The organism is Stenotrophomonas sp. Br8, assembly GCF_014763005.1.
GTDB classification, from domain to species: Bacteria; Pseudomonadota; Gammaproteobacteria; order Xanthomonadales; family Xanthomonadaceae; genus Stenotrophomonas; species Stenotrophomonas lactitubi.
Window position 1 is genome coordinate 230,039 of record NZ_JACGTN010000015.1, and the last position, 26,071, is coordinate 256,109.

A 26,071-nucleotide genomic window follows, 5' to 3' on the forward strand; every position below is an offset into this window, starting at 1 on the left:
GCAGCGTAGCGCCGATTGCGATAACGCAGCGTACTTTTCAGCCGCGCAGCAACGTCAGTACCGAGACCGTCGGCTTGGCCAGGTTCAACGTGTAGAAATGCAGGCCCGGTGCGCCCCCTTCGATCAGGCGTTGGCACAGCTTGGCTACCACTTCGGCGCCGAAGGCGCGCACCGATTCGGCATCGTCACCGTAGGCCTGCATCTTGCGGCTGATCCAGCGCGGGATTTCCGCACCGCACTGTTCGGAGAAGCGGCGCAGCTGGCTGAAGTTGGAGATCGGCATGATGCCCGGGGTGATCGGCACCTGCACGCCAAGCCGCTGCACTTCGTCGACGAAGTGGAAGTAGGCATCGGGGTTGAAGAAGTACTGAGTGATGGCCGCATCGGCACCAGCGTCGATCTTGGCCTTGAAGTGCTTCAGGTCGAGCAAGGCGTCCTGCGCCTGCGGGTGCGTTTCCGGATACGCGCCCACTTCGATGCGGAAGGCATCACCGTGTTCGGCGCGGATGAAGGCGATCAGTTCGGAGGCGTAACGCATGTCGCCGGGGAAGCCCATGCCGGAGGGCAGGTCACCGCGCAGCGCGACCAGGCGCCGGCAGCCGATGGCGCGGTACAGCTTGAGCAGCTCGCGGATCTCCTGGCGGGTGCCGCCCACGCAGGACAGATGCGGTGCCGCCTCGAAGCCGTGGTGCTGGTTGAGATGGCGCACGGTCTCGGAGGTGTAGCTGAGGGTCGAGCCACCGGCGCCGAAGGTACAGGACACGTACTCGGGGGCATACGCCTTCAGCTTGGCCGCGGCACGGTCCAGCTGGGTGCGCTGTTCGTCGGTCTTGGGCGGATAGAACTCGAAGCTGATGGCGGTCATGGCAGGGGCAGCGGCGACGGGTGCGGATCAGTATATCGCTTCATCAAGATGGATGTGCAATAGGCGCGTGAGGTCGGCTGTCCCGTGCGGGCGACCGTTCGCCCCGCTGACGGACCGTTGCTCCGCAATCGCAACCGAGGCACCGGAAGCGGAGCCACGCTGGCCCCATTCCCGGCACCACCCACCCGATGAAGGAGCAGACGATGAAGATCTTCCAGGCACTCTGGTACGCAATGAAGGCCTTGGCCAGGCTGGTGATGATCGGCATGGCGATGGCCGTGCTTGGCACCGGCCCGGCCCATGCCACCGCCGTCGACAAGTCCGCCGTTCCAGCCACCGTGCAGGTCGAGGTGGTCGGCAAGGGGCGTCCGCTGCTGATGATTCCCGGCCTGAACAGCAGTGCCGAGGTCTGGCGCGAGACCTGTCTGGCGCTGAAGAATGTGCAGTGTCACCTGGTGCAGTTGCCGGGCTTTGCCGGTGCTGCGGCAGCGCACCCACGCCCGGCGGATTTCCTGCCGGCGATGCGCGATGAACTGCTGGGCTATCTGCAGGCGCAGCAGCTGTCGAAGGTTGCCGTGATTGGCCACAGCCTGGGAGGCGTGCTGGCGATGCAGTTGGCACTGAAGGCACCCGATGCCGTCGGTCCACTGGTAATCGTGGATTCGCTGCCGTTCTATGCGGCGGTGATGAACCCGCAGGCCACCGCGCAGAACGTGGGGATGATGGCCGGACAGCTGCGCGAAGGCCTGCTGGCGGCCGATGAGGCCAGCTTCAATGCACGCAACGACGCGACCGCCAAGGCCCTGACCCGCAGCACGCAGCATCTGCCGGAGCTGCAGCGTTGGGGGCGCGACAGTGATCGCACGAGCATGGCTGATGCGATGCACTCCATGCTGGTGCGCGATCTGCGTGATGACATCGCCGATATCCACACGCCGGTCCTGGTGCTGGGCAGCTGGGCCGCTTATCAGTCGATGGGTGGTACGGAGGCCAGTACCCGTGCGCAGTTCCAGGCGCAGTACGCGAAGCTGCCGGGTGTGCAGATCGAGATGAGCGCACAGGGCTACCACTTCCTGATGTGGGATGATCCGCGCTGGCTGCAGGCGCAGGTGCGCCGCTTCCTTGCCACGCATTCCTGATCGCTGCATGCCTTTCCCTCCACCACCGAGGCTGCCCATGGACGCAACCACGCCATCCCGCCGCTTCTGGACCCTCAACGCGCTGGCGTGGGCGGGCTATGCGACGTACAGCCTGTGGCTGGGGGTGCGTATCGGCGGCGGCACGCTGTTCAGCGGCGTGGTGTTGATCTCCCTCAGCATCGCCGTGTCCCTGTGGTTGTGCAGCGGCGCGCTGCGTTCGGTCGCGCTGCGGCAGCGCTGGTGGGATGGCAGTCTGGGCAGCCTGGCGCTGAAGCTGGCCGCTGGCGTGGTGGTTGGCGCCAGCATTGCACAGGGGCTGACGGCGGCGTTGCTGCTGCCGGCGCTGGCCCTGGGCTGGGTGCAGTTGCCCGGTGGGCGTGCCGATTACCAGCTGTCGTCGGTCGTGCTGTACTGGATGAACACCGCCCTGTTCCTGTTGATGTGGACGGGTCTGTGGGCGGGCCTGCATGGCCTGCGCCGTGCGCGCCACAGCGAGCTGGCACGGTTGCGCGCGGAGGCGGAGCGCAGCGCGCTGGAGCGCGATGCGTTGCGTGCGCGGCTGAATCCACACTTCATGTTCAACGCATTGAACAATCTGCGCGCGCTGATCCTGGAGGACCCCGAGCGTGCTCGCGACATGGTCACCCGCCTGTCGCGCACGCTGCGCCACGCATTGGCCCACAACCGCAGCGAGCAGGTGACCCTGGCCGAGGAACTGGCGGTGGTCGATGACTATCTTGCCATCGAGGCGATCCACTTCGAACAGCGTCTGCAGGTACGGCGGGAGATCGCCGCAGAAGCTGTGCAGGCACAACTGCCTGCAATGGCACTGCAGCTGTTGGTGGAGAACGCGATCAAACATGGCATTGCCAGCCGCGCGGGCGGCGGAGAGGTACATATCCGCGCGTCGCTGGAAGATGGCCTGCTGCGCCTGCAGGTGGACAACCCGCTTGGCAACGCCAATGAACCCACCCTTGGCCATGGTGTTGGCCTGGCCTACCTGCGTACGCAACTGGGTACGCGTGGCCGTTTCGCCCTGCAGCCGATCGGCGATCGTATGCAGGCCCTGCTGGAGATTCCGCAATGACGGCCGTGCTGCGTGTGTTGATTGTCGACGATGCACGGCTGGCGCGGCAGGAGCTGCGTACGCTGCTCTCGTCGTTGCCGTGGGTGCAGTGCGTGGGCGAGGCCGACGACGTGCCGGCCGCGCGCGAGGCCATCGCCACGCTGGCACCGGACCTGGTGCTGCTGGACGTGCAGATGCCCTCCGGCAGCGGCTTCGATGTACTGGACGGGCTGGAAAGGGTGCCTGCGGTGGTGTTCGTCACTGCCTATGACACCTACGCAGTACGCGCATTCCAGGCCAACGCGCTGGACTACCTGGTGAAGCCGGTGGAAGCTCCGCGCCTGCTGGAGGCGCTGGAGCGTGCACGCCAGCATGCGGAGATGAATACCGAAGCACCAAGCGGTCACGGCACGTTGGGCGCGCAGGACCAGGTGTTCGTGCGCGAAGGCGAGCGCTGCTGGTTCGTGGCCGTTGCCGAGATCCGTCGATTGGTGGTGGATGGCAACTACACGCGACTGTGGTTCCGCGACCAGAACGCATTGCTGGCCCGCAGCCTGAGTGCGTTGGAGGCACGCTTGCCGCCGGATCTTTTCTTTCGTGCCAACCGCAACACGCTGGTCAACCTGCGGCGCATCCGTGCGGTCACGCCGAGCATCGGCGATGGTTACGATCTGGCGCTGGATGATGGCAGCGAAGTCGAGGTATCGCGGCGGCAGGCACGGGAGCTGCGCGAGCGGATGGCGCTGTAGGCGGCACCACACGGTTGTCGATCACCCCGGCATCGGCAAGCCGCGCAGGATTGCCCGCACGCCAAGGGCGTGTCGTTCGATCCGCAGCTGCAGGCCATGCTGATCGCACAGGCGGCGCATGATCTCCAGGCCGAGACCGTTGCCCTGGCTGTCTTCGCCTTTTTCAAACGGGCGTGGATCGGGCCAGTGGCCAAGGGATGCGTCGCTGCCGGTGCTGTTGTACACCGACAGTTCTCCTGCTTCCATGCTGATACGCACATGTCCCAGCGGTGTATGGGCGAAGGCATTGCCGATCAGATTGGCCAGCACCACGCGCAGCGCCGGTTCCGGCGCGCAGAGCGCTGCATCGTCGGCCAACGTCATCTGCACCTCCACCGGCCGCGCGCCAAGCAAAGGTGCCTGTTCAACGATGACGCGCTCCAGCAGCGGCACCAGACGCACCTGCGCGGCGGGTGCCGCCTCGTCCTCGCGGGCCAGGGCCAGCAGTGCTGCCACCGCCTGCTGCAGCTGCAGCGCGGACAGGCGGATATGCTGCAGGTGCTGCTGCCCGCGCTCGGACAGCCCGGGTTCGTGCAGCAACTGGCCAGCAGCGCTGGAAATCACCGCCAACGGTGTGCGCAGTTCGTGGCTGGCATCGCGGGTGAAGGCGTGTTCGCGGGCAACAAAGGCGGCCACCCGTGCGGACAGCCGGTCCACGGCACGCGCCAGCACGCCGATCTCGTCATCGTCGAAGTGAGCAGCCAGGGCGGTGTCTTCCCGTGGCAGCAGTGGCAACGCCTCCACGTGCGCCACGAGCGAGTACAGAGGGCGCGTGCCACGGCGCGCAAGCCACACGCCCAGCAGGATCGCCAGCAGCACCATCACCAACGCGGTGCCGGCCAGCAGGGCCACTACTTCATCGCGGATCGGGCGTACCGCCAGTTGTGAGCTGACCTCGGCGATCAGCCAGGCAGGCCGTGACGGCGGTGTCGGATCCATGCGCCGCACGTGGTAGTGCCGGCCCTCCTTGCCGCTGAATTCAGAACGCCACGGCTCCTGGGTGAATGCGGTCTGCAGATCGCTTGGGAACGCGCTCGTGTCCTGATACAGGCGGATGGCCGCATCACCCGGCGCCCGCCATCGACCCGTAGCTGCATGGACGGCAAGCTGCGCCGTCGCTTCACGGGCCAGCTGTGCATTGAAAACGCTGTCTTCCACGGCGTACATGAAGACCAGCGAATACAGCCCGAACACCGCAGCAATGAAGAGGGTGAAGGACGTAAACGCGACGACCAGGCGGCGGCGCAGGCGCTGGACCGGCCGCCGCTTCATGGTGAAGCCTCCAGCCGGAAGCCGACGCCGTGCACGGTGCGCAGCATCTCACCGTCGAATGGCCGGTCCAGTACCTGGCGCAGCAGGTACAGATGCGAGCGCAGTGGATCGGAGGGGGGCGCTTCATCTCCCCACAGGCGTTGCACCAGTTCGCTGCGGGTGACAGTGCGCGGCCAGGCTTCGGCCAGCGCCAGCAGGATGCGTTGTGGAACCTGCTGCAGCTCCAGCGCTGTGCCCGCGCGCCAGGCCTGGCCACTGCGCCGGTCGATGCTCAACGCACCGATCTGCAGCAGGTTCGGTTGGCCCACGCGATGGCGCCGGGCGAGGGCAAGGCAACGGGCCAGCAGCTCTGCGTCGTCGAACGGCTTGACCAGGTAGTCGTCCACGCCGGCAGCGAACCCCTGCAGCTTGTCGTCGATCGCATCGCGTGCAGTCAGCATCAACACCGGCACATGGCGGTCGCTGCATTCACGCAACCGCCGGCATACGGTGATGCCGTCGATGCCTGGCAGTCCCACATCGAGCAGCAGCACGTCCGGTGGTGTTGCCAGTGCCAGCCGCAGGCCGACCTGGCCATCGGCGGCGAAGTCGACCTGATGGCCCTGGGCCTGCAGCAGGTCGACGATGGCCGAGGCCAGCGGCAGGTTGTCTTCGATCAACAGCAGGCGCAGGCGCTCGGCGTCCATGATCAGGGCTGCATGCGGGCCAGGAGAGCCTTAGCTTCGTCCAGCTGCGGCTGCTTTTCCAGCAGTGCCAGCAACTGCTCGCGTGCCTGGGTCGTCCTGCCAAGGCGCCAGTGCGCATCGGCGATGGCCACGTCCAGTCGCGGTTCCTGCATGTGCGGGCGGGCCAGCTGCATGATGGCCAGTGCATCGGACACCTGAGTGCCGTCGGCTGCGCCCTGCAGCTGCACGTACCCCAGCATGCCGATCAGCTCCACATGGAAATCGGTGCTGCGCTCTGCCAGCTGCCGCGCTGCGCTGTCATCGCGCCGCTGCAGGTGCTGCTCGACCAGGACCATGCTGCGTTCGTCACGCCAGGGCTCGCGCGCTGCAGGAGTGCGACCGCTGGCACGCACGAAGGCATCGGCGAGGGCCGCGGTCGAGAACGGGTTCTGCCCGGTCAGCAGCCGGCCATCAACCACCACCTTGGGCATCATCAGTGGTGCCTCCTGCCAGTGTGCCCCCAGTTCGCGCATGCGCGGCTCCAGCTGGAAGCTGAACTCCTTCGCCCAGCGCTTGCCGAACTGGGTTTCCTCTTCCTCGGTGAAACCGGTCATCGTCCGGCCCTGCACAAGCGGGCGTCCATTGTCCAGGCGTACCTCCGCCAACGCGGCGGGGCCGTGGCAGACGGCCGCAACGACGCCGCCCTGTTCCCAGATGCTGGCGATGGTCTTCTGCAGGGCGATATCGCGTGGCAGGTCGAACATCGCGCCCTTGCCGCCGATCACCAGCACGCCCTGGTAGTCGGCGGCACGAAGCTGTTCTGTGGGAAGCGTGGCAGCCAGCTTGGCAACGGCCTGTTGATCGGCAAGCAGCGCGGCATTGAATGCTTCGGCGGGGTTGTACTTGTCTGCTTCCACGGCGCCGCCGCGGGGGCTTGCCACGTCGATGGCAAAGCCGTTGCGCTTGAGGATCAACCAGGCTTGGGCGAACTCGTCCATCTCGAAGCCGGGACGGCTCTTGCCCTGGTCGCGGCCCTCGCTGCTGACCACCAGCAGCACGCGCGGCGGCTCCGGGGGAGCGGGGGCCGCAACAACGGCCGATGGCAGCAGGACCAGCGCCAGCGCCAGCACGTGGCTCGGGTTGAATCGGAACATGCTCGTCTCTCCTTGGGTGTGCGGCGCAGTCTGCGCGGCAGATGTGAAGCAGACTTCAAGCACGCCGGCGGTTAACCTGAGTCCCTGTTCCCGCATCACATCACCATGTCCATCGTCCTCACCGATTTCGCCCGCCCCCGCCTGTTCCCCCGCGTGCCGCGCGGCAACACCATCCAGGATTGCAGCGCCGAGCAGTTCGAGGCGCATCTCAACGCGCATCCGCCGTTGAAGATGCTCGATGGCTACGCGCCGTTCTGCAAACTGTTCGTGTACGAGAACTGGACCAGCACGCGCTGCCTGACGGTGCCGATCACCGAGGCCAACCGCCACCAGCTGCGCAGCGGCTACGAAGCGCGCAACCGCGAGGAACTACCGGTGCTGGTGCGCTGGTTCGAGGGCGTGGAATCGCCGCGTGCCAACTACCTGGTGGTGATCCTGTACAGCGCCGAGCAGTTGGCCAAGGAGGGCTCGCCCATTGATGCGGAGTGGGGCATCGTCGGCTGCATCTACACCGCCGAACCGGAAGAAGTGCCGATGGCGCCGATCACCATGATGCGCAATGCGCTGGGTGTGGAGGAAGGTGGTTCGGGCGTGCCGCTGGATCGCGAGGCGTACCAGCGCGCGGTGGCATTCTGGGAGAGCAACGCCAATTGGCGCCCATGAATGCATAAGGGCCCGTAGCGCCATGCCATGCGCGACTGCCCTATGATCGGGCAGGCAAACGCACGGAGGGCGGGGCATGGGTATCGGGGCAAGGATTGTTGCGCTGCTGCTGGCAGGCATGCTGCCGGCTGCCGGGGTGCTGGCGGCAACGCCTGACACGAAGGCCGCGTGTTCGCCACTGCCCCCCACGTCCTGGCTGCGCGATGCGGGGGTGACCGCGTTGTCGATGCAGGTCCGCGAAGGCCGTTGCTTGGTGGAGGTGACGGCGGTCGATGGCAAGGCGCTGTTTCGCCAGCAGCAGATGCTGATGGTGCTTGCGCAGAAGGCCTGTGCCGCACCGGCGGAAGCAACCGTGGATGACACGCAGGTGTCACTGCAGCTGCGCCTGCCGAAGCATTGCGTGGCTCGCAGCAGCCAGGATCTGTTCGCGGGCGACGAGACGGCCTGGATGCCACCCCGCGGTGTGTCACCGCGCTACCCGAGGGAGGCCATGCAGGAAGGGCTTTCCGGTCGCAGCCTGCTCAAGGCTATGGTGGATGCGCAGGGAGCCGTCGCTGCAGTGGTTGTCGAAAGATCCAGTGGCCACGCGGTGCTGGATGAAGCGGCGGTTGAGGAACTGCGCGGCTGGCGCTTCACCCGCACCGACGCGAAGAGTGCAGTGCCGGAATTGAGCATCGTGCGCGTACCGATGCGCTATGAACTGGTGGAGTAGCGGCCATACACGCATGGCATGGATCTGCCCCGTGCGCTACCGCAGTAGAGCCACGCCATGCGTGGCTTCAATCATCGGTCACAACGATCCACTCCCACCACGGGTAGTGGTACTCGCGGTCAGTGGCATCCCAGTGCTGGCTGCAGTTTGTGCAGGCCACTCGATGCCGGTCACCCCAGCCGTCCTCGGCCACGCCCAGTTGCAGCAGCTGTACATGCCCCTGTTCAATCAGTCGGCGTGGGTCGAAGAACAGATAGTCCGGATACAGCGCGCACAGGCAGCCGCTGCGTTCGCGCCAATAGCGCAGGCGGCGCAGTGCGGCTTTCAGGTGCACGTCGTTGCTCACCAGCGCACCGCCGAGCTGCATGCCCTGGCAGGCCTGCTCGATCCGTTCGGCATGTGGCGCCAGTGCATCAAGCGTAGCGGCGCTGAACAACCGAGCCAGGCGGCTGCTGGCGGCATGGATACGACTAGCATCGCGCGACAGCAGATCCAGCAGCAGCACGTCGGCCTGCGGATCATCCAGCCGCGGTGGCGGCGATGCGGACCATGGCCAGCGCATCAACGGGCCCTGCCGATCGCGGCGTAATGGCCGCCGGTCAGGCGCAGCAGGTCGGCCGGTGCCAGCTCCACTTCCAGGCCACGCCGCCCCGCGCTGACGTGCAGGGTTGGCAGCGACCGCGCGCTGTCATCAAGGAAACTGCGCAGGCGCTTCTTCTGCCCAAGCGGACTGATGCCGCCGACCAGATAGCCGGTTGCGCGCTGCGCGGCATCGACGGCGGCCATCTCGCATTTCTTGCAGCCGGCGGCTTCGGCCAGTGCTTTCAGGTCGAGCTGGCCGGCCACCGGCACGATCGCTACCAGCAGTTCATGCGTTTCGGTGCAGGCCAGCAGCGTCTTGAATACCTGTGCCGGGTCCAGGCCCAGCTTTTCGACGGCTTCGCCGCCATAGGATTCGGCATGGGCGTCGTGCACGTAGCTGTGCACGGTATGGGCGATCTTCTCGCGCTTGAGCAGGTTGATGGCCGGGGTCATGGGGGAATCGTAGCGCGGCCTTTCCCTGCTGACTTGACCGAGGCTACTGCTGCATCGGCTGGTGATGCGAATCGGCTTTCCGGCATCCCGGGGCGGGAAGCTCATCACTTCCACGATGCCCAGCTGTAGATGGATCCACGCCATGCGTGGATCCATCCGATCCATCGCAGATCAGCGCGACATCGGCTGCTGCGCTTGTGCCTGTTCCTGCGCCTGCCGTTGTGTCTGTTCGGCGTTCAACGCTTCGCTCTGGCGTGTGCTGGACGGCAGGTCCTGGCCGACCGCCTGCGCAAGGTCGATGTAGGTGCGGTGCGCTGCAGGATCACCCAGTTGGCCCTGCACCGCGAACACCCCCTGACCATCCGGACGCGCTACCACGGTGTCCACCTGTGACATGCCGACGACCTTGGACTCGTAGGCGACCTGTCCAGCCGCGTTTTCCAGTTGGTTGCGGTCATGGAACAGCGGCGACAGCCCACCCTGGCTGCGCTGCTGTTCAAGCGCCTCCAGTTTCTCCACCACCTGCTGGTAGCGCGGATTGTCGGCGTGCCCGGGCGTGGCCATGCTCGGTGCTGCTGCGGGCGCCGCAGGTTCGGCCTGCTGCTGATGCTGCAGGCTTGCCGCGTCCAGCGCCCCCAGGGTGCCGTTGCCGGCTTTGCCGTCCACGGTCAGCTGATGATCGCGCTGGAACTGCTGGACTGCCTGCAGCGTGCCCGGGCCAAAGTGACCGTCGGCCACCAGCGGTGCACCGTCCTTGCCCGTGTAGCCGAGGTCGGCCAGCTTCTGCTGCATGGCCTGCACTTCATCACCCTTTGCGCCGTTTACCAGCACGCCACTACCAGCCTGCGCACCGGGTGTGGTGGGCGAGCCGTGCGAGGGGGCATGGGTCTGGGCGATGCCCAGCTGGCTCATGGCCGTGTCGAAGCGCTCATCGCGGCTGGTCACGGCTGCAGGCGACTGGATGCCGTACTTGGTTGCATCGACGAAGGTCTGTACGTCGGCCCGGGTGGGTGGATCGCCGGCCTGGATGGTACCGCCCTGCAGCTTTTCCGCATTGCCGGACAGATAGTTGATGAACTGCGGGCCCATGCTGCCGAACTGGTTGTCATAGTCGGCCATGGCCAGCTGCAGTTCCGGGTTTGCCACGATGGCATCGGCGGCGGCCGGGTTGGTCGCACGCACCTTGGCGATGGCCTCGTCGACGCGCCCGATGGCGCTGTCCAGCTTGGCGTTGGTGAGCTGATCGATGTTGGCCTGCGGGATGGCCTGCAGCTTGGCGTCGAGCGCGGCCAGCTGCTGCGTGCTCAGCCCCCCCTGCTGGGACAGCAGTTCGATGTCACCATTGGTGAAGCCGTTGTCGCGCAGGAAGCGCCTGGCCTGGGGGTTGCCGCCGACGTCGAACTGCACCAGGCCGAACGAGTAGGTGCTGGTGCCTTCCTTGGCGTACGCGAAATGGTCCAGATGGCGGGTGTTGCCGCCCAGCTCGGTATTGAGGAACAGCGTGGACAGCTGCTCGCGGGTGAGGGTGGAATCCGTTGCCATGATGATCGTCCTTCACTGAGGAAAAAGGAGCCGGGCCTGCCCGGCGGATATCAGCCGGCGCAGTGCTGCTGGGTGAAGCCGAGCAGCAGGCGGGTGGCCTCGGTGCCGTAGGCGGCCGGCGCCGGTTCGATGGCGAACTGGCCGACCATCTGGTTGCTGCACAGCTGAACGTTGCGCTTGCCGCTGGCTGTTTCCTGGGTGCAGTTGGCCGCAAGCTGGGCGTTCTGCCCGCCGCCGATGTTGGTAGCCGCCGTGCAGCCCAGCAGGCGACCTTCCTGGCCGTTTTCACCCAGCAGCGTGTTGAAGGTCGCCAGCTGGCTGTTGGGGTCGCGCAGCACCAGCATGTCCACGCACTGCTGCTGGCCGTCGGGTACTTCGCAGGCGTCTTGGTCGACCAGGCCGTCGCGCGTGGCCGACAGCACCTTGAGGCGGTCGGTAAATACCTGTTGCAGGCAGTGCGCGTCGCTGCACAGATCGCGCGTGTGCTGGATCCAGCGCTGCTGCTCGGCCTGCAGCTTGGCCTTGCCGGCGGTATCGAGGGTCTGGCTTGCGGTGGCTTCGGCCTTGGCCAGCTCGCCTTCCTGCTTCAACAGGGCGGGGTCGTTGCAGATCAGGGTCTGCACCGGTGATGCCGAATCGGCGCAGGCGGCGCTGCTGCCGGCGGCCGCTGCCGCGGCGCTGGCCGCCTTGCCGTCGGTGTTGGCCTGTCCGGTGGCTGCTGCAGGCGTCGTGGCCTGGGCATCGCCGGAAGGCGGGGTGCAGGCGGCCAGCAGGGCCACGCAGCACAGGGTCATCAGGGGCTTGATGGTTCGGGTCATACGTTCACTGCTGCGCTGCATGTCTGTCCTTTGATGTCTGCGTCCTGGCGCATGGCCTGCGGGCGGCGGGGGCATGGGGCGAAAATCGTAGCAAGCGGCTTCTTAGGGCTCTGTGACAGGGCGCGCGGATCGGGCTGGCGGGTGCCGGAATGCAGAACGGGCGCCCGAAGGCGCCCGTCCGTGTGCATCCGTTGCTGGGGCCAGAGCCCTTTCCTGCGGAAAGGGATCCGACCCCGCGCACGGCATCAGTAGCGGTAATGATCCGGCTTGAACGGACCTTCCACCGGCACGCCGATGTAGTCGGCTTGTTCCTGGCTCAGGGTGGTCAGCTTCACGCCGATCTTCTCCAGGTGCAGGCGGGCCACTTCTTCGTCCAGCTTCTTCGGCAGCAGGTACACCTTGTTCTCGTAGCTGCCCTTGTTGGCCCACAGGTCGATCTGGGCCAGGGTCTGGTTGGCGAACGAGTTGGACATCACGAAGCTCGGGTGGCCGGTGGCGCAGCCCAGGTTGACCAGGCGGCCTTCGGCCAGCAGGAAGATCGCGTTTCCGTTCGGGAAGATGTACTTGTCCACCTGCGGCTTGATGTTGACGTGCTTCACGCCCGGGAAGGCGACCAGCGCATCGACCTGGATCTCGTTGTCGAAGTGGCCGATGTTGCAGACGATGGCCTGGTCCTTCATCGCGCTCAGGTGCTCGATGCGGATGATGTCCTTGTTGCCGGTGGTGGTGACGTACAAGTCGGCACGGCCCAGGGTCGACTCGATGGTGTTGACCTCGAAGCCTTCCATCGCCGCCTGCAGGGCGCAGATCGGGTCGATCTCGGTAACCACCACGCGCGCGCCGTAGGCACGCAGCGAGGCGGCGCAGCCCTTGCCCACGTCACCGTAGCCGCAGACCACGGCGACCTTGCCGGCCAGCATCACGTCCATCGCGCGCTTGAGACCGTCGGCCAGCGACTCGCGGCAGCCGTACAGGTTGTCAAACTTGCTCTTGGTGACCGAGTCGTTGACGTTGATCGCCGGGATCAGCAGGGTGCCGGCCTGCGCCAGCTGGTACAGGCGGTGCACGCCGGTGGTGGTTTCTTCGGAAACGCCCTTCCAGTCCTTGACCACGCGACCCCAGTAACCCGGACGCTCCTTGGCCACGCGCTTGAGCAGGTTCTTGATGACCTGCTCTTCGTGCGAGGCGGCCTTTTCGTCCACCCAGGTGCTGCCGTTTTCCAGCTCGTAACCCTTGTGGATCAGCAGGGTCACATCACCGCCGTCGTCGACCACCAGTTCCGGGCCGGTCAGGGTGCCGTCGGCCAGGGTGAAGGTCAGCGCGTCCAGGGTGCAGTCCCAGTACTCTTCCAGCGACTCGCCCTTCCAGGCGAACACGGGGGTGCCGGTGGCGGCGATCGCCGCAGCGGCATGGTCCTGGGTCGAGAAGATGTTGCACGAGGCCCAACGCACGTCGGCGCCGATGTCCTTCAGGGTCTCGATCAGCACCGCGGTCTGGATGGTCATGTGCAGCGAACCGGTCACGCGCACGCCCTTCAGCGGCAGGGTGGCGGCGTGCTTGCGACGGATCGACATCAGGCCCGGCATCTCGTGCTCGGCGATGTCCAGTTCCTTGCGGCCCCAGTCGGCCAGGGTGATGTCGCGGATCTTGTAATCACCTTCGGTGGAGAAGGTCTTGGCAACAGCATTCATGCAGTAGCTCCGGTTGTGGGCGAGCGGATGCTCGCATCTAGCCGGGCGCCGTTGTTGCAAAGCCACCTGGCCGAGCCTGGCCGGTCTCAGGGGATCCGGTCGCAGCGCCCCTCGGCAGGGGAGGATGCCCATTATATCGCGCCTCCGCTGTGACACAGCGATGACCCAACCATCGGCAGATGGGCGGATGTGCATGGCCTGTTAAGGTCGGGGGCTTCACGCAGCGAACAGGTGGAACAATGATGAGCACGCACGCACGCCGCAACCGGCGCTTGACTGGCCTGGTCCTGTCGATGGCCCTGCTGGCGGTGGTCCCGCAGGCCTTGGCTGCGGCCCCGCAGGCGGCACAGACCCAAGCGCAGGGCGTGACCGGCTATGAGCTGCCCTCGGCCGCACTGCAGGCGGTGGTCGACGCGCCGCGGGCACCGTCGCTGTACCTGTCGCCACGCCGCGACGTGGCCGCGCTGATGCAGATGCCGTCGCTGCCGTCGATCCAGGTGGTGGCGCAGCCGGAACTGAAGCTTGCCGGCCTGCGCATCAACCCGCGCACCTTCTCCGACAGCCGCTTCAGCTTCGGCCAGAAGCTGTGGCTGATGAACGTGGCCGACGGCAAGGAGCGGCAGATCAGCGGGTTGCCGGCCTCGTTGTCGATTGCCAGCCTGACGTGGTCGCCGGACCAGAAGTGGCTGGCCTTCAACCAGGTCGATGCCGCTACCGGCGCCAATGAGCTGTGGCTGGTGGACGTTGCCGGCGGCAGCGCCCGGCGTCTGGTCGCCGGCCTGAACACTGTCCTGGGCAGTGGCTACCAGTGGTTGCCGGACAGCCGTGGGCTGGTGGTGTTCACCCGCCCGGCCAACCTGGGCGCCGCGCCGGCCGCGGATGGCATTCCGACCGGCCCGGCCGTGCAGCAGACCAGCCAGGGCGGCGGCGTGGTGTCCATCCGCACCTACCAGGACCTGCTGAAGAACGAGGCCGACGCGCGCCAGTTCGATTACTACGCCACCACCCAGCCGGTGGAGGTCAGCCTGGACGGGCAGAGCCGTGCCATCGGTGCGGCCGGCATCTTCATGGGCTTTGCGGTGTCGCCCGATGGCCGCTTCGTGCTCAGCCAGCCGGTGCAGCGCCCGTACTCCTACGTGGTGCCGCTGGGCAGCTTCCCGCGCCGCATCGAAGTGCTCGACCGCAGCACCGGCAAGCTGGTGCACACCGTGGCCGTGCGTCCGTTGGTGGAAGGCTTGCCGACCGGCAACGATGCCGAAGTGACCGGCGTGCGTGACATCAGCTGGCGCGGCGACGCCGATGCCACCCTGGTGTGGGCCGAAGCGCAGGACGGCGGCGACCCGAACAGGGAGGCCAAGGTGCGCGATGCGGTGTTCATGCAGGCCGCACCGTTCGACACGCCGCCGGTGACCCTGGCCCAGCTCGGCAGCCGTTACGCCGGCATCAGCTGGGGCCGTGGCGACCTGGCCCTGCTCAATGAATCGTGGTGGAAGACCCGCCGCAGCAAGACCTGGCTGATCGCACCGGACAACGCCAGTGCCGATGCCAGGCTGCTGTGGGACCGCGATGCGCAGGACCGCTATGCCGATCCGGGTCGCCCGCTGATGACCAGCGATGACCGCGGCCGCTCGTTGCTGCAGACCACCGCCGATGGTGGCAGCCTGTACCTGGCCGGTGCCGGTGCATCGCCGGAAGGCGACCGTCCGTTCGTTGATCGCTTCGAGGTGGCCAGCGGCAAGGCGACGCGCCTGTTCCATTCGCAGGCACCAACCTACGCCGCGCCGGTGACGTTGCTGGATGCGCAGGCCAGTTCGCTGCTGATCAGCCGCGAAAGCCCGGATGAACCGACCAACTTCTACGTGCAGTCGCTGGCCGACACCAACGCTGCACCGCGTGCGCTGACCCACTTCGCCCATCCGCTGCCTCAGTTGAAGGGTGTGCAGAAGGAGCAGATCCGCTACAAGCGCAAGGACGGCGTGGACCTGACCGCGACCCTGCTGCTGCCGCCGGGCTATGACCCCAAGCGCGATGGTCCGCGGCCGCTGCTGATGTGGGCCTACCCGGGTGAGTTCAAGAGCGCGGCGGCCGCCAGCCAGGTGACCGATTCGCCGTACCGCTTCAACGCGATCAGCTACTGGGGCCCGCAGGCGTTCCTGGCCAAGGGCTACGTGGTGCTGGCCAGCCCGTCGATGCCGATCATCGGCGAAGGCGACAAGGAACCCAACGACACCTACATCGAACAGCTGGTGGCCAATGCGCAGGCTGCGGTGGACGAGGTGGTGCGCCGTGGCGTGACCGATCGCGAGCACATCGCCATCGGCGGTCATTCCTATGGTGCGTTCATGACCGCCAACCTGCTCGCGCACACCCGCCTGTTCAAGGCCGGCATCGCCCGCAGCGGCGCCTACAACCGCACGCTGACCCCGTTTGGTTTCCAGGCTGAAGAGCGCAACTACTGGCAGGCGCAGGACGTGTACCAGAAGATGGCGCCGTTCAACTACGCCGACAGGATCAAGGATCCGATCCTCTTCATCCATGGCGTGGACGACAACAATTCGGGCACGTTCCCGCTGCAGAGCGAGCGCATGTTCGCTGCGGTGAAGGGCTTGGGCGGCACTGCCCGCCTGGTGATGCTGCCGAACGAATCGCATGCCTACCGCGCACGCGAATCGATCATGACCATGCTGGCCGAGAGCGAGCGCTGGCTGGAGCAGACCCTGGGCCCGGTGCAGCAGGGCAAGGCCAAGAAGACGCGCTGACGCGCATGACGGCGGCCCTCGCTGCGGGGGCCGCCTGTTCGGCTGCGCCGCCACCCGAGCACGGGCTCGGGCGCTACACGGTATGGCGCGTGATGACGTCTGTAGAGCCGAGCCCACGCTCGGCTGCTTCTGCTGCGGATACGTGCAGATGAAACCATTTCCGCATCGCAGCATCGTGCGTAATCTGGTTTAGGCTTGGGGTCTGGATCCGTTGACCGAGGCCTGTGCGTCGCCGATGAACGAGTACCGCAGCAGTATCGAGTTTGCTTCCCCTGATCTTCCCCTGCGTGACGATGTGCGCCGTCTCGGTGCACTGGTCGGCGACCTGCTGGTCGAGCAGGTGTCGGCCGCTTTTCTCGATGACGTCGAGGACGTGCGTACGCGTGCGATCGCCCGCCGCGAGAACCAGGCGCCGCTGTCCGAACTGGCCGATGGCCTGGCCGGGCGTGCGCCGCAGCAGGCCGAGACCATGGTGCGTGCGTTCAGCACCTATTTCCAGGTGGTCAATATCGCCGAGCGCGTGCATCGCATCCGCCGCCGTCGCGACTACCAGCGCGCCGTTGCCGCCGCACCGCAACCCGATGGCCTGCAGGATGCCCTGCAGCACCTGAAGGCGCAGGGCGTTGGCCTGGACGAGCTGGCGCAGTGGCTGCCACGCATCGATATCGAGCCGGTGTTCACCGCGCACCCGACCGAGGCCGTGCGCCGCGCGCTGCTGGAAAAAGAGCAGCTGATGGTGGCCAGCCTGGTCGACAACCTCGACGGCCAACGCACCCCCGGTGAGGCCGCCGCCGACGCCGCGCGCTTCCGCATGGCGTTGACCGCATCGTGGCAGACCACCGATTCCTCACCGGTGCGTCCGACCGTGGATGACGAGCGCGAGCACGTCGGCTTCTATCTGGTGCAGGTGCTGTACCGGGTGATTCCGGTGCTGTACGAATCGCTGCAGCAGGCACTGCGCGATACCTATGGCGAGGAACTGCCGCTGCCACGCCTGCTGCGTTTTGGCACGTGGGTGGGCGGCGACATGGACGGCAATCCCAATGTGGATGCGCACACCATCCGCAACACGCTGGATGCACAGCGCGTTGCCGTGCTGGGCCAGTACCAGAAGGAACTGCTGCAGCTGGCCAGCCTGCTCAGCCAATCCACCGAACGGGTGGGGGTGAGCGATGCACTGCAGGCGCGTGTCGCGCATTACCAACAGTTGCTGCCGCAGGTGCAGTCGCGGCCACGCCATGCCGACATGCCGTATCGGTTGCTCAACGACCGCATGCGCGCGCGCCTGCAGGCCACGCTGGATGATGCCGACGGCGCTTATGCCGGCCCCGACGAGCTGATCGATGACCTGCAGCTGATCCTCGACAGCCTGCGCGCGAACCGTGGCGAACATGCCGGCGGCTTCGCCGTGCAGCGCCTGCTGTGGCGGGTGAAGACCTTCGGCTTCCATCTGGCGCGGCTGGATGTGCGCCAGGAATCGAGCGTGCATGCGCGCGCGCTGGCGGCGGTGCTGGGCGGCGACGCAGCATGGGATGCGTTGGATGCAGCTGGACGCGCGCGCCTGCTGGCGCCACATGCCAGTGGTGAAACACCCTTGCCCGCTGGCGATGATGAGGGCAGCCAGCGCTTGGATGCGGTGTTTGCCGCATTGGCCGATGCGCGTGCGCGGCATGGTGGCGACGCGCTGGGCAGCTACATCATCTCGATGGCGCACGACCGTGGCGATGTGCTGGCAGTGCTCGCGCTGGCGCGCCGTGGTGGGTTGGTCGATGACGCCGGCAGCGTGCCGCTGGATATCGCGCCGCTGTTCGAGACAGTGGACGATCTCAAGCGCGGCACCGCGACGCTGCGTGACCTGCTGGCCGATCCGGTGTACCGCGCGCATCTGCGTGCACGTGATGATGTGCAGATGGTGATGCTGGGTTATTCGGACAGCAGCAAGGACGGTGGCATTGCCGCCTCGCGCTGGGGCCTGCAACGCGCGCAGGTTGAGCTGCTGGAGGTGGCTGCCGAAGCGGGCCTGCGCCTGACCTTCTTCCATGGCCGCGGCGGTTCGATCAGCCGTGGTGGCGGCAAGACCACGCATGCGGTCGATGCCTCGCCACGCGGCAGCATCGATGGCCGCCTGCGAGTGACCGAACAGGGCGAAGTGATCCACCGCAAGTACGGCATCCGCGCGCTGGCGCTGCGTTCGCTGGAGCAGGCCACCGGTGCGGTACTGCGCGCCAGCCTGCGCCCGCGCGCCGCCGAGCCGCGCGAGGACGCATGGCGGCCGGTGATGGACGTGGTCGCCGGTTCCAGCAGCGAAGTCTATCGGGCGTTCGTCGGCCAGCCACGTTTCATGGATTACTTCCGCACCGCTACGCCGATCGATGTGATCGAACGGATGACACTGGGGTCGCGGCCTTCGCGCCGGCTCGGCCAGGATGCGGCATTGACCAACCTGCGTGCGATTCCGTGGGTGTTCGCCTGGAGCCAGGCGCGCGCGGTGATTCCGGGCTGGTATGGCGTCGGCAGCGGCCTGCAGGCGGCGGTGGACGCCGGCCATGAAGCCACGCTGCGTGAAATGGCGCGGGACTGGCCGTTCTTCCGCACGTTCCTGGATGACATCGCGATGGTGCTGTCCAAGGGCGATATCACCATCGCCGAACAGTTCTCGCGCCTGTCAGGCGAGCTGCACGACGCGTTCTTCCCGCAGGTTGAACGCGAACTGGAACTGACCCGGCACTGGCTGCTGGCGCTGATGGAGCAGCAGACCCTGTTGGACCACGACGCGCGGCTGGCGCTGTCGATCCGCCTGCGCAATCCCTATGTGGACCCGATCAGCGTGCTGCAGGTGGACCTGCTGCAGCGCTGGCGCGGAAGCGGGCGCGAGGACGATGACCTGCTGCGTGCGCTGGTGGCCTGCGTGAATGGTGTTTCGCAGGGCGTGCAGAACACCGGGTGAGCCGTATCCGCCGGGCATGGCCCGGCGAATTCGAAATGGTAGTGCCGGCCGCTGGCCGGCAATCTCATGATGTTTGGCAGCGCGCGCAAGTTTGCCGGCCAGCGGCCGGCACTACCGGGTTTGAGATCATTCTTCCGGCGACGGCGGATTCGACGCCAGCAGTTCCAGATGCCGCTGCTCCATTTCCTGGCGTAGCTGGCGGCGGATCAATGCTGCTGCCTGGCGGCGCTTCTCGTCCGAACTGGCCGGCTGCAGTGATGGAACCGGCGTCGGCCGGCCTTCCTCGTCCACCGCCACCATGGTGAAGAAGCAGCTGTTGGCGTGGCGCACGCTGCGCTTGAGGATGTCCTCGGCCACCACCTTGACGCCGATTTCCATCGACGAGGTGCCGGTGTAGTTCACCGAGGCCAGGAAGGTGACCAGTTCGCCGACCGCGATCGGCTGGCGGAACACCACCTGGTCCACCGACAGGGTGACCACGTAGCGGCCGGCATAGCGGCTGGCGCAGGCATAGGCCACCTGGTCGAGCAGGCGCAGGATCGCGCCGCCGTGGACCTTGCCGGAGAAGTTGGCCATTTCCGGCGACATCAGCACGGTCATGGACAGCTGGTGGGATTTGAGTTCGGTCGACATGGAGGGATTGTATCGGGCATGCATCGCCCTTGTGGAGCCGAGCCCATGCTCGGCTGCTCTTGGCGCAGACAAAAAGAAAGCCGAGCACGGGCTCGGCTCTACAGGAAGCGGAAGGGCCGCTTGCGCGGCCCTTCTTGAAGGTCAGCCGACTAACAGTCGGCTCTACAGCGGCCCTTCGTCTGTCTTACTTCAGCTTCGCATCGGCGCGCAGGGCGGCGGCGCGATCGGTCTTCTCCCAGGAGAAGGCCGTGGCGTTGACGGTCTCGCCTTCGCCGTTGATGTAGCTGAACTCCTTCGGCTTGCGGCCGAAGTGGCCGTAGGCCGCGGTCTGCTGGTACATCGGGTGGATCAGGTCCAGCATCTTGATGATGCCGTACGGGCGCAGGTCGAAGTGCTTGCGGATCAGCTTCTCGATCTTGTCATCGCTGATCTTGCCGGTGCCGAAGGTGGTGACCGAGATCGAGGTCGGCTCAGCCACGCCGATGGCGTAGGAGACCTGCACTTCGCAACGGTCGGCCAGGCCGGCGGCAACCACGTTCTTGGCGACGTAGCGGGCAGCGTAGGCAGCCGAACGGTCGACCTTGGACGGATCCTTGCCGGAGAACGCGCCACCACCGTGACGGGCCCAGCCGCCGTAGGTGTCGACGATGATCTTGCGGCCGGTCAGGCCGCAGTCGCCCACCGGGCCGCCGATCTCGAACTTGCCGGTCGGGTTGATGTGGAACTTGGTGCCCTTGTGCAGCCACTTGGCCGGCAGCACCGGCCTGATGATCTCTTCGCGGACGGCCTCGATGAGGTCCTTCTGCTTGATGCCCGGGGCATGCTGGGTCGACAGGACCACCGCATCGATGGCCGAGACCACGCCGTTTTCATAGCGCAGGGTGACCTGGCTCTTGGCGTCCGGACGCAGCCAGGACAGCGGCGAGTTGCGCTTCTTGCGGATCTTGGCCTGCTGCTCGACCAGGCGGTGCGACAGGTGGATCGCCGCCGGCATGTAGCTGTCGGTTTCGTTGGTGGCATAGCCGAACATCAGGCCCTGGTCGCCAGCGCCCATTTCTTCCGGCTTCTTGCGGTCAACGCCCTGGGCGATGTGCGGGGACTGCTTGCCGATCAGGTTCAGCACGCCGCAGGTGGCGCCGTCGAAGCCGACTTCGGAGCTGTCATAGCCGATGTCCACGATGACCTTGCGGGTCAGCGCTTCCAGGTCGATCCAGGCGCTGGTGGTGATCTCGCCGGCAACGATGGCAACGCCGGTCTTGACCATGGTCTCGCAGGCCACACGGGCGCGCTGGTCCTGGGTCAGGATCGCGTCCAGCACCGCATCGGAGATCTGGTCGGCAACCTTGTCCGGATGGCCTTCAGAGACCGACTCGGAGGTGAAGAGGTAGCTGGACATCAGGCTTAATATCCTTTGATTCGGATGGAAAGATGGGCGCGAATGATACACGGGGTGCGCCGCCTGTGCATTGTGAACCCGTATGGGTTGCCGGTGGTTAAGGTGTTGTGCCCGGCAGGGCAAGGCCTGGCGGGCATTGCGGGGGCATCGTGCACAGGCAGTGTTCCACTGGCGTGACCATTGCCGCCCCCCCGCCGGGCCCGGATGGGCCGGTGCAGGCGCCGTCATCATTCTGCCGCCAAACCGCCATCTGGCTGCCGCGTCCTGGGCGCAGGCTCTCGGCCAACCCGGCCGCCGGGCAGGAGTGGACACGCCATGCAGGAACTCGAACAGCGTCTGCAGCAACGCTATCCCGACTGGTTCCATGGCCGTCGCGGCCAACTGGCCCGGCCCCTGCTGCGCAGCGTCGGACGCTGGTCGCGGCTGGACCGGATCGAGGAGTTCCTGCGCCGCAATGCCAACGTGCGCGGTTTCGACTTTGTCGCCGCCGGACTGGATTTCATCGAGGGCCGCTACCACGTGGACTCCGCCGCACTGGCGCGGATTCCGGCCACCGGCCGCCTGTTGATCGTGGCCAACCATCCTTCCGGCGCGCTGGATGCCTTGGCCCTGCTGGATGCCGTCGGCCGCATCCGCCGCGACGTACGCATCGTGGCCAACGATCTGCTGGGCGCGATCGGGCCGCTGCAGGACCTGCTGCTGCCGGTGCGCATCCTCGGTGGCAAGGTCCAGCGCACCAGCCTGCAGGCGGTGGAGCAGGCGCTGGCGGCCGAGCAGTGCGTGATCGTGTTCCCGGCCGGCGAGGTCTCGAGGTTGTCGCTGCTCGGCATCCGCGATGGTCGCTGGCAGCGGGGTTTTGTCCGCTTTGCCCGTGCCGCCGCCGCACCGGTGCTGCCGGTGCGGGTGGAAGCGCGCAACTCTGCGCTGTTCTACGGCGCTTCCACGCTGTTCAAGCCGGCCGGTACGGCACTGCTGGCACGCGAGATGTTCGCCCGCCGTGGCCGGCCGCTGCGGCTGCGCATCGGCGAACCGATGCAGCTGGGGCAGGGTGACCCCGGCGCGCAGCTGCTGGCGGTGCGCCGCGCGGTGTACGCGCTGGGGCGCACTACGCCGATTGCCGAAGGTTGCCCTGCAGGGCCCGAGCCGCTGGCCGCACCGGTGCCGCCTGCACAGGTCGCCGCTGGCATTGCCGCTGCCTCCGTGCTGGGGCAGACCGCCGATGGCAAACAGATCCTGCTGGCCAGCTGCGCGGCTGATTCGCCGTTGCTGCACGAGCTGGGGCGGCTGCGCGAACTGACCTTCCGCCAGGTGGGCGAGGGCACGGGGCGCAGTCGCGACCTGGACGACTTCGACCTGCACTACCAGCACATCGTGATCTGGGACGGCACCGCCCAGCGCATCGCCGGTGCCTACCGGATCATGCGTGGCGCGCAGGCGTTGGCGCGTCGGGGCCTGGCCGGACTCTACAGTGCCTCCCTGTTCCGCTATTCCGACGATGCCATTCCACGCATTGCCGAAGGCCTGGAACTGGGCCGCAGCTTCGTGGTGCCCGATTACTGGGGCAGCCGCAGCCTGGATTACCTGTGGCAGGGCATCGGCGCCTATCTGCAATGCCAGCCCGGCATCCGTTATCTGTTCGGTGCGGTGTCGATCAGCGCCGCCTTGCCCCGCGACGCGCGCGAGCAGCTGGTGGCCTATTACCAGCGTTACTACGGCGCGGCCGATGGTCGGGTGCAATCGAACCGGCCGTTCCAGTACTTCGCCGCGCCACCGTGCTTCGGCGAACTGGATGCGGCGGCCGCCTTCGACGTGCTCAAAGCCAACCTTGCCGCGCTCGGCACCGGCGTGCCCACCTTGTACCGGCAGTACACCGACCTGTGCGAACCCGGCGGTGCACGGTTCCTGGCGTTCGGCGTCGACCCGGATTTCAGCGACTCGATCGATGGCCTGATCGAAGTCGACCTGCACGCGATCCGGCCACACAAGCGCAAACGCTACCTGCGCGATGCGGGGATGCCGGCATGAGCACGCTGGCGAACCTGGCACCGCATCGTCGCGCCGTGTTCGTCTCCGATGTGCATCTGGGGTCGCGGCATTGCCACGCCACCGAGCTTGCGCGTTTTCTCGGCACGCTGCGCTGCGAACGCCTGTATCTGGTCGGCGACATCATCGACCTGTGGTGGATGGCACACCGGCGCGCCAACTGGCGGCAGTCGCACAGCGACGTCATTCTGGCCCTGCACGCGCTGCGGCGCGCCGGTACCGAGATCATCTACATCCCCGGCAACCACGACGCTTCGTTGCGCCAGGTGTGCGGCCTGATGCTGCCGGCGATGCAGGTGCGCCGCCGCGCGATCCACACCACGGCCGATGGCCGCCGGCTGCTGGTGGCGCATGGCGACGACTATGACGGCGTCACCCACTTCGGTGGCCTGCAGGAGCGGTTCGGTGACTGGCTGTACTACCGCATCCTCACCGGCAACCATCTGTTGAACGCGGTGCGGCGTCGACTCGGAATGCGCTACTGGTCGCTGTCCGAATTCCTGAAACGGCAGAGCAGTGCGGCCGAACGCTACATCGAGCGCTTCGTGCAGGCCGGTCTGGATGATGTGCGCCGGCGTGGCCTGGATGGCATCGTCTGCGGACACATCCACCGCGCCGCGCTGATCGAGCGTGACGGTCTGGTCTATGCCAATGACGGTGACTGGGTGGAGAGCCTGACCGCCCTGGCCGAGGACCACGACGGCGCGTTGCGGCTGCTGGACCACAACGGGCAGACACTGGTCGAGCTGGCGGGCGCGCGGTTGTCGCAGGCGGCGTAAACCGCTCCTGTAGCGTCGAGCCATGCTCGACGGGCGTGCATGGTCCCCCCTGTAGAGCCGAGCCCATGCTCGGCTGTCGTGGCGCCGAACGAAGAGCAGCCGAGCATGGGCACAGCTCTACATACACCGGGCGCAACCCGCTAGCATCGGCCGATGGACTCATTGACCCAGATCGTTCTCGGCGGCGCCGTCGCTGCCGCCATCGCCCCGCCCGGACACCGCCGTGCCGCTCTGCTGGCCGGTGCCGCGCTCGGTACCCTGCCGGACCTGGACGCCTTGTGGCTGGGCTTTGCCGCCGCCGACCCGGTGGCGAACATGACCGACCACCGCAGTTTCAGCCATTCGCTGCTGGTGCTGCCGTGGGTAGCCGCGTTGATCTGGTGGCTGTTCAAGCGCTTCGGCAACGGCAGGGTGGCGCAGTCACCGGTGCGCTGGTTCTGGGCGATCCAGCTGGCCTTGGTCACCCACCCCGTGCTGGATGCGTTCACCGTCTACGGCACGCAGCTGTGGTGGCCGTTGCAGCCGCATCCGGCGATGGGTTCGAGTGTCTTCATCATCGATCCCGGCTACACGGTGTGGCTGCTGCTGGGCTGCGTGCTGGCTTGGTTCGGTCGGGCGCGGCCGTGGGCGGGCAAAGCGCTCGGCGTTGCCTTGCTGCTCAGCAGTGCGTACCTGGGCTGGGGGCTGATCGCCAAGGCACAGGTCGACCGTGCCGCGCAGCAGAGCCTGGCCGCGATGGGCCTGGGTGACGCGCCGCGGTTCTCGGTGCCGATGCCGTTCAATACCCTGCTCTGGCGGGTGGTGGCGATGACCCCGAATGGCTATGTGGTCGGTGACCACTCGGTGGTGGCCGACCACGCGCCGATGCGTTTCGAGGGGCATCCGTCCAACGTGCAGGCATTGCGCGAAGCAGCGGGAATTCCGGCAGTACAGCGCCTGCAGTGGTTCAACCGTGGCTTCATGCGCGCACAGGTGGTGGAGGGCCGGCTGGTGCTGAGCGACCTGCGCATGGGCCTGGAGCCGGACTACACCTTCAACTTCGCGGTGGCCGAGCAGGTTGACGGCCAGTGGCGCGCGATTGTGCCCGAGCAGTTGCGGGTGGACTACAGCAGCCCGGCCGCGCGTGCCGATGCCGGTCGCCGGTTGTCGGCCATGTGGCAGCGAATCTGGCACGAACCCGAACAGTAGATCCACGCCATGCGTGGATGGCGCAATGCATCGGCACCCGAGGGTTCCACCCCATGCATGGATGGCCTGTACCGCAGGCCGCTCAATACACCGTTGCGCGGCCCTGCACGAACGAATAGAAGAACACCGCGTTCGGATCGTTCTGCACCAGCCGGAACTCGCGACGCATGCCCTCCACCGTTTCTTCGTCCACCGTGCCGGCCTGCAGCAGCTGATCGGCCGCCGACAGCAGCAGCTGTTCCCAGAACGCGATCATCGTCTTGCGACGTGCCGGTTCGCGGTTGTCCAGGTGGATGGTCTTGATCTCGGTGTGCACATCGCGGAAGCCGCCGGCCAGCAGCAGATTGCCCAGCTTGGCGCCGACGAACGGGTCACCGCCATGGTCGTACTGGAAGTCATTGAAGGCCATCCAGTAGCGCCAGATGTGCGGCGAATACGGATCAAGCAGGAACGAGGCATTCATCACCTCGGTGATGTACACCGGCGAGCCCGGGGCGAGTACGCGGCGTACTTCACTCAGCACGCGCGCGGGCGAGGGCACGTGTTCCAGTACCCAGCACAGGAAGGCCGCATCGAAGGTGCGCGCCTCGAACGGCAGTTCACCGGCATCGGCCTGCTGCAGCGTGTAACGGTCGCTGCACCACGGCGTGCGCGCCAGATTCTCGCGTGCGGTTTCCAGCTGGGTCTCGCTCAGGTCCACGCCGGTCACGTGCAGCTCGGGGAAGCGGCGCAGCAGGATCTCGGTCTGTGCACCCACGCCGCTGCCGACTTCCAGCAGGCGCCTTGCGCCGCTGTAATCGATCTGGCCGAAGATGCTCGATTCCAGCAGGCGCGCCTGCGTCATCAGGCGCTGCTGTTCGGTGCCGGAGAACCCGTGCAGGTAGGTCGGGGAGGAAATCGGCGGGGTCATGTTGGC

22 protein-coding genes and 1 riboswitch are annotated in these 26,071 nt (G+C 66.7%); of the genes, 10 read left to right on the plus strand and 12 right to left on the minus strand.

Features of this window, described 5'->3' with window-relative positions:
* Positions 1 to 37: 37 nt before the first annotated feature.
* Complete coding sequence (gene metF, locus H3005_RS13825) at positions 38 to 865, minus strand: methylenetetrahydrofolate reductase [NAD(P)H] (protein WP_089238795.1); 828 nt, start codon at positions 863 to 865, stop codon at positions 38 to 40.
* A gap of 203 nt (positions 866 to 1,068) precedes the next feature.
* Between metF and H3005_RS13830 the strand changes: the two genes are divergently transcribed.
* From H3005_RS13830 to H3005_RS13840, 3 genes are read left to right on the plus strand one after another with little or no spacing between them, the layout of a single operon-like run.
* Positions 1,069 to 2,004 carry an alpha/beta hydrolase gene (locus H3005_RS13830; protein WP_191078411.1) on the plus strand — a complete coding sequence of 312 codons (936 nt, stop codon included), beginning with the start codon at positions 1,069 to 1,071 and terminating at the stop codon, positions 2,002 to 2,004.
* Positions 2,005 to 2,041: 37 nt separating this feature from the next.
* Complete coding sequence (locus H3005_RS13835; RefSeq protein WP_100551571.1) at positions 2,042 to 3,091, plus strand: histidine kinase; 1,050 nt, start codon at positions 2,042 to 2,044, stop codon at positions 3,089 to 3,091.
* Positions 3,088 to 3,819 carry a LytTR family DNA-binding domain-containing protein gene (locus tag H3005_RS13840; RefSeq protein ID WP_100551572.1) on the plus strand — a complete coding sequence of 244 codons (732 nt, stop codon included), beginning with the start codon at positions 3,088 to 3,090 and terminating at the stop codon, positions 3,817 to 3,819. The genes H3005_RS13835 and H3005_RS13840 overlap by 4 nt, the downstream gene beginning before the upstream one ends.
* 21 nt (positions 3,820 to 3,840) lie before the next feature.
* Here H3005_RS13840 and H3005_RS13845 read toward each other — a convergent pair whose 3' ends face one another.
* The 3 genes from H3005_RS13845 to H3005_RS13855 are packed head-to-tail and all read right to left on the minus strand — an operon-like array spanning position 3,841 to position 6,949.
* Entirely contained in the window at positions 3,841 to 5,130 is a 1,290-nt protein-coding gene (locus H3005_RS13845; RefSeq protein WP_191078412.1) for a HAMP domain-containing sensor histidine kinase, read from the minus strand.
* On the minus strand, positions 5,127 to 5,816 hold the full coding sequence (locus H3005_RS13850; protein ID WP_191078413.1) for a response regulator transcription factor: 690 nt from the start codon (positions 5,814 to 5,816) through the stop codon (positions 5,127 to 5,129). The genes H3005_RS13845 and H3005_RS13850 overlap by 4 nt, the downstream gene beginning before the upstream one ends.
* A 2-nt stretch (positions 5,817 to 5,818) precedes the next feature.
* Entirely contained in the window at positions 5,819 to 6,949 is a 1,131-nt protein-coding gene (locus tag H3005_RS13855) for a type 1 glutamine amidotransferase domain-containing protein (protein ID WP_191078414.1), read from the minus strand.
* A gap of 105 nt (positions 6,950 to 7,054) precedes the next feature.
* Between H3005_RS13855 and H3005_RS13860 the strand changes: the two genes are divergently transcribed.
* Together H3005_RS13860 and H3005_RS13865 are read left to right on the plus strand one after the other, a co-directional pair.
* Positions 7,055 to 7,612: a DUF3228 family protein gene (locus H3005_RS13860; RefSeq protein WP_191078415.1), complete on the plus strand. Its 558-nt coding sequence runs from the start codon at positions 7,055 to 7,057 to the stop codon at positions 7,610 to 7,612.
* A gap of 76 nt (positions 7,613 to 7,688) precedes the next feature.
* Positions 7,689 to 8,324 carry an energy transducer TonB gene (locus tag H3005_RS13865; RefSeq protein ID WP_191078416.1) on the plus strand — a complete coding sequence of 212 codons (636 nt, stop codon included), beginning with the start codon at positions 7,689 to 7,691 and terminating at the stop codon, positions 8,322 to 8,324.
* Positions 8,325 to 8,391: 67 nt separating this feature from the next.
* Here the strand turns inward: H3005_RS13865 and H3005_RS13870 are convergent, their stop codons facing one another.
* From H3005_RS13870 to ahcY, 5 genes are all read right to left on the minus strand, one after another.
* Entirely contained in the window at positions 8,392 to 8,886 is a 495-nt protein-coding gene (locus H3005_RS13870; RefSeq protein ID WP_191078417.1) for a hypothetical protein, read from the minus strand.
* On the minus strand, positions 8,886 to 9,359 hold the full coding sequence (gene ybaK / locus H3005_RS13875; protein ID WP_191078418.1) for a Cys-tRNA(Pro) deacylase: 474 nt from the start codon (positions 9,357 to 9,359) through the stop codon (positions 8,886 to 8,888). Before ybaK ends, H3005_RS13870 begins: the two co-directional genes overlap by 1 nt.
* Positions 9,360 to 9,530: 171 nt before the next feature.
* Positions 9,531 to 10,901, minus strand: coding sequence for a peptidoglycan-binding domain-containing protein (locus H3005_RS13880; RefSeq protein WP_191078419.1), 1,371 nt, complete (start codon positions 10,899 to 10,901; stop codon positions 9,531 to 9,533).
* A 50-nt stretch (positions 10,902 to 10,951) separates the two neighbouring features.
* Positions 10,952 to 11,719, minus strand: a complete 768-nt coding sequence (locus H3005_RS13885) for a lysozyme inhibitor LprI family protein (RefSeq protein WP_223880240.1) — start codon at positions 11,717 to 11,719, stop codon at positions 10,952 to 10,954.
* A 245-nt stretch (positions 11,720 to 11,964) separates the two neighbouring features.
* Positions 11,965 to 13,410: an adenosylhomocysteinase gene (gene ahcY, locus H3005_RS13890; RefSeq protein WP_089238815.1), complete on the minus strand. Its 1,446-nt coding sequence runs from the start codon at positions 13,408 to 13,410 to the stop codon at positions 11,965 to 11,967.
* A 36-nt stretch (positions 13,411 to 13,446) separates the two neighbouring features.
* A riboswitch (S-adenosyl-L-homocysteine riboswitch) is annotated at positions 13,447 to 13,529 on the minus strand.
* A 123-nt stretch (positions 13,530 to 13,652) separates the two neighbouring features.
* Between ahcY and H3005_RS13895 the strand changes: the two genes are divergently transcribed.
* The gene (locus H3005_RS13895; RefSeq protein ID WP_191078421.1) at positions 13,653 to 16,169 is read left to right on the plus strand and encodes a prolyl oligopeptidase family serine peptidase; all 2,517 of its coding nucleotides are present in this window, start codon (positions 13,653 to 13,655) and stop codon (positions 16,167 to 16,169) included.
* Between the two features lie 235 nt (positions 16,170 to 16,404).
* On the plus strand, positions 16,405 to 19,116 hold the full coding sequence (gene ppc, locus H3005_RS13900) for a phosphoenolpyruvate carboxylase (RefSeq protein WP_100551583.1): 2,712 nt from the start codon (positions 16,405 to 16,407) through the stop codon (positions 19,114 to 19,116).
* A 126-nt stretch (positions 19,117 to 19,242) separates the two neighbouring features.
* Here the strand turns inward: ppc and H3005_RS13905 are convergent, their stop codons facing one another.
* Complete coding sequence (locus tag H3005_RS13905) at positions 19,243 to 19,749, minus strand: acyl-CoA thioesterase (protein WP_089238821.1); 507 nt, start codon at positions 19,747 to 19,749, stop codon at positions 19,243 to 19,245.
* A 184-nt stretch (positions 19,750 to 19,933) separates the two neighbouring features.
* Positions 19,934 to 21,145 (minus strand): methionine adenosyltransferase, encoded by a 1,212-nt coding sequence (gene metK / locus H3005_RS13910; protein ID WP_191078422.1) that lies wholly within the window; start codon positions 21,143 to 21,145, stop codon positions 19,934 to 19,936.
* A gap of 315 nt (positions 21,146 to 21,460) precedes the next feature.
* Between metK and H3005_RS13915 the strand changes: the two genes are divergently transcribed.
* The 3 genes from H3005_RS13915 to H3005_RS13925 all read left to right on the plus strand — a co-directional run bounded on the left by H3005_RS13915 (position 21,461) and on the right by H3005_RS13925 (position 25,155).
* On the plus strand, positions 21,461 to 23,170 hold the full coding sequence (locus H3005_RS13915; protein WP_191078423.1) for a lysophospholipid acyltransferase family protein: 1,710 nt from the start codon (positions 21,461 to 21,463) through the stop codon (positions 23,168 to 23,170).
* Positions 23,167 to 23,967 carry a UDP-2,3-diacylglucosamine diphosphatase gene (locus H3005_RS13920; protein ID WP_100551584.1) on the plus strand — a complete coding sequence of 267 codons (801 nt, stop codon included), beginning with the start codon at positions 23,167 to 23,169 and terminating at the stop codon, positions 23,965 to 23,967. Before H3005_RS13915 ends, H3005_RS13920 begins: the two co-directional genes overlap by 4 nt.
* Positions 23,968 to 24,120: 153 nt before the next feature.
* On the plus strand, positions 24,121 to 25,155 hold the full coding sequence (locus tag H3005_RS13925; RefSeq protein ID WP_191078424.1) for a metal-dependent hydrolase: 1,035 nt from the start codon (positions 24,121 to 24,123) through the stop codon (positions 25,153 to 25,155).
* An 82-nt stretch (positions 25,156 to 25,237) separates the two neighbouring features.
* Here H3005_RS13925 and H3005_RS13930 read toward each other — a convergent pair whose 3' ends face one another.
* Positions 25,238 to 26,065 (minus strand): class I SAM-dependent methyltransferase, encoded by an 828-nt coding sequence (locus H3005_RS13930; RefSeq protein WP_100551586.1) that lies wholly within the window; start codon positions 26,063 to 26,065, stop codon positions 25,238 to 25,240.
* Between the last annotated feature and the right edge of the window lie 6 nt (positions 26,066 to 26,071).

Excerpts from the sequence above, each read along its gene's own strand:
- metF (WP_089238795.1), bottom strand. The coding sequence starts at position 865 with ATGACCGCCATCAGCTTCGAGTTCTATCCGCCCAAGACCGACGAACAG.
- H3005_RS13830 (WP_191078411.1), top strand. The coding sequence starts at position 1,069 with ATGAAGATCTTCCAGGCACTCTGGTACGCAATGAAGGCCTTGGCCAGG.
- H3005_RS13835 (WP_100551571.1), top strand. The coding sequence starts at position 2,042 with ATGGACGCAACCACGCCATCCCGCCGCTTCTGGACCCTCAACGCGCTG.
- H3005_RS13840 (WP_100551572.1), top strand. The coding sequence starts at position 3,088 with ATGACGGCCGTGCTGCGTGTGTTGATTGTCGACGATGCACGGCTGGCG.
- H3005_RS13845 (WP_191078412.1), bottom strand. The coding sequence starts at position 5,130 with ATGAAGCGGCGGCCGGTCCAGCGCCTGCGCCGCCGCCTGGTCGTCGCG.
- H3005_RS13850 (WP_191078413.1), bottom strand. The coding sequence starts at position 5,816 with ATGGACGCCGAGCGCCTGCGCCTGCTGTTGATCGAAGACAACCTGCCG.
- H3005_RS13855 (WP_191078414.1), bottom strand. The coding sequence starts at position 6,949 with ATGTTCCGATTCAACCCGAGCCACGTGCTGGCGCTGGCGCTGGTCCTG.
- H3005_RS13860 (WP_191078415.1), top strand. The coding sequence starts at position 7,055 with ATGTCCATCGTCCTCACCGATTTCGCCCGCCCCCGCCTGTTCCCCCGC.
- H3005_RS13865 (WP_191078416.1), top strand. The coding sequence starts at position 7,689 with ATGGGTATCGGGGCAAGGATTGTTGCGCTGCTGCTGGCAGGCATGCTG.
- H3005_RS13870 (WP_191078417.1), bottom strand. The coding sequence starts at position 8,886 with ATGCGCTGGCCATGGTCCGCATCGCCGCCACCGCGGCTGGATGATCCG.
- ybaK (WP_191078418.1), bottom strand. The coding sequence starts at position 9,359 with ATGACCCCGGCCATCAACCTGCTCAAGCGCGAGAAGATCGCCCATACC.
- H3005_RS13880 (WP_191078419.1), bottom strand. The coding sequence starts at position 10,901 with ATGGCAACGGATTCCACCCTCACCCGCGAGCAGCTGTCCACGCTGTTC.
- H3005_RS13885 (WP_223880240.1), bottom strand. The coding sequence starts at position 11,719 with ATGACCCGAACCATCAAGCCCCTGATGACCCTGTGCTGCGTGGCCCTG.
- ahcY (WP_089238815.1), bottom strand. The coding sequence starts at position 13,410 with ATGAATGCTGTTGCCAAGACCTTCTCCACCGAAGGTGATTACAAGATC.
- H3005_RS13895 (WP_191078421.1), top strand. The coding sequence starts at position 13,653 with ATGAGCACGCACGCACGCCGCAACCGGCGCTTGACTGGCCTGGTCCTG.
- ppc (WP_100551583.1), top strand. The coding sequence starts at position 16,405 with ATGAACGAGTACCGCAGCAGTATCGAGTTTGCTTCCCCTGATCTTCCC.
- H3005_RS13905 (WP_089238821.1), bottom strand. The coding sequence starts at position 19,749 with ATGTCGACCGAACTCAAATCCCACCAGCTGTCCATGACCGTGCTGATG.
- metK (WP_191078422.1), bottom strand. The coding sequence starts at position 21,145 with ATGTCCAGCTACCTCTTCACCTCCGAGTCGGTCTCTGAAGGCCATCCG.
- H3005_RS13915 (WP_191078423.1), top strand. The coding sequence starts at position 21,461 with ATGCAGGAACTCGAACAGCGTCTGCAGCAACGCTATCCCGACTGGTTC.
- H3005_RS13920 (WP_100551584.1), top strand. The coding sequence starts at position 23,167 with ATGAGCACGCTGGCGAACCTGGCACCGCATCGTCGCGCCGTGTTCGTC.
- H3005_RS13925 (WP_191078424.1), top strand. The coding sequence starts at position 24,121 with ATGGACTCATTGACCCAGATCGTTCTCGGCGGCGCCGTCGCTGCCGCC.
- H3005_RS13930 (WP_100551586.1), bottom strand. The coding sequence starts at position 26,065 with ATGACCCCGCCGATTTCCTCCCCGACCTACCTGCACGGGTTCTCCGGC.